This window comes from Bartonella sp. CR84HXZ (genome assembly GCF_042194535.1).
In the GTDB taxonomy this organism is placed as follows: Bacteria; Pseudomonadota; Alphaproteobacteria; order Rhizobiales; family Rhizobiaceae; genus Bartonella; species Bartonella grahamii.
Genome location: NZ_JBHIMY010000067.1, coordinates 1 through 1,685 on the forward strand (window position 1 = coordinate 1; position 1,685 = coordinate 1,685).

3 protein-coding genes are annotated in these 1,685 nt (G+C 39.5%); all 3 read right to left on the bottom strand.

Annotation, left to right across the window (positions count from 1 at the left end):
* Positions 1–112 precede the first annotated feature (112 nt).
* The 3 genes from ACFIKD_RS09280 to ACFIKD_RS09290 are packed head-to-tail and all read right to left on the bottom strand — an operon-like array spanning position 113 to position 1,622.
* Entirely contained in the window at positions 113–595 is a 483-nt protein-coding gene (locus ACFIKD_RS09280; protein ID WP_375647878.1) for a hypothetical protein, read from the bottom strand.
* 5 nt (positions 596–600) lie between these two features.
* Positions 601–1,062: a hypothetical protein gene (locus tag ACFIKD_RS09285; RefSeq protein ID WP_375647879.1), complete on the bottom strand. Its 462-nt coding sequence runs from the start codon at positions 1,060–1,062 to the stop codon at positions 601–603.
* Between the two features lie 8 nt (positions 1,063–1,070).
* The gene (locus tag ACFIKD_RS09290; RefSeq protein WP_375647880.1) at positions 1,071–1,622 is read right to left on the bottom strand and encodes a hypothetical protein; all 552 of its coding nucleotides are present in this window, start codon (positions 1,620–1,622) and stop codon (positions 1,071–1,073) included.
* Between the last annotated feature and the right edge of the window lie 63 nt (positions 1,623–1,685).

Here is a 1,685-nt window from a genome sequence, read left to right on the forward strand (position 1 = left end):
CATTTCTTTTAAAAAAGTAGAATTTGTCATCTTGATTTCCTACATTGCGCGCAATTCACCCGTGGCGTGAATCACGCATCTGTTAAAAGGCTGGTTGGTTGTTAGAAAGTGCTTATACGCTCTGTCTTTTCCTAGGGATATGTTCGGCTTTTCTACTATAACTAATATGTGTGTTGCCTGAAATACATGTGTTACCACACACAACAGCTTCACCACCAATATGAGCTTTTTCACAAATTTTGGCATTGCCGTGAATTTCGGCTATTCCGTAAACTTGCGCATTATCGAAAATATGTGCATTGGATTCAACACAAGCGTTTCCAAAAACATTAGCATTTCCATAAATACGTGCATTACATGAGATACGTGCTCGTCCAAATACTTGTGCATTCTCATAAATTTGAGCATTATTGCAAACCTTTGCCCTATCCCCAACCCAACAATCGCCCTCATGAGAGAGGTTACCTTCATGCTCTATATAACCGCCTAGGTCACCTTTCTTGATGTTTCCAAAGTTTCTCAGTGCACGGATGCGACGAACTAGTCGACGATAGAGAATGTCTATTTCATCAGTAAGTTCATATTTCTTTTCCATGATTACTATTTCTCACGTTCTTCGATTACGGTGGAGCCACTAATTTTACAATTTCCAGCAATGTTTACACGACAGCAAATATATGCTTGATTGTAAATTTTAGCATTTCCGTAAACGTGTACACTTTCCCCTATAACAGAATTCCCATAAATCCGCGCATAGTCAAAAACCTTGGCATTATCTCCAACATAAGCACCACCAACTTCGGCATAATCAGAAACTTGTGCATTGCCATAAACGCGTGCATTCCCATAAACCCGCGCATCATCATAAACTTTGGCATTACCGTAAACTTGTGCATTGCCAAAAATCCAACAGTCTCTCTTATGGCTTAAGTTGCTCTCTTTTTCTATAAAACCGCCTATGTCACCTTTTTTGACATATCCAAAGTCTCTTAATGCTCTAATTCGGTGAAGAGTTCTTCCATCAAACACAATTTTTTCATCAGTAAATTCGTATTTTTTCATCTGGTTTGTTACCTAGTTGAGATTCTTTTATCGCCATCAATCCAGTCGTCCCAACATACACATGCTTCACCGTAAATTTTTGCATGACCGTAAACATGCGCATCACCGGAAACTTCTGCATTGCCGTAAACACGCGCCCTATCATAAATGTATGCCTTTTCGTAAACTTGTGCATTGCCATAAACTTCTGCATTATCAAAAACGTGCGGTTCACCGCAAATATATGCATCACCGTAAACTTCTGCATCACCGTAAATGCATGGTTCATCGCAAACTTCTGCTTTGCCATAAATACGAGAATTGTTGTAAACATGTGCATAACCGTAAACTTGTGCATTTTCGTAAACCAAGGCATCACCAAAAACCTTGGCATAACCATAGACTTTTGCATAATCCCCAATCCAGCAATTACCACGATGCGATAGGTTGTCTTCTTTCTCGATATAGCCTCCTAAATCACCTTTCTCGACGTTTCTAAAGTCTCGTAATGCGCGAATGCGGTGGAGAGTTTTGCCCCCAACTTCGATTGTTTCATCAGTAAATTCGTATTTTTTTTCCATTATTTTACTCCTTTAAGTTAGACTCTGCCTTTGTCGTTCTTGCAAAAGAACGGCATTGCATTG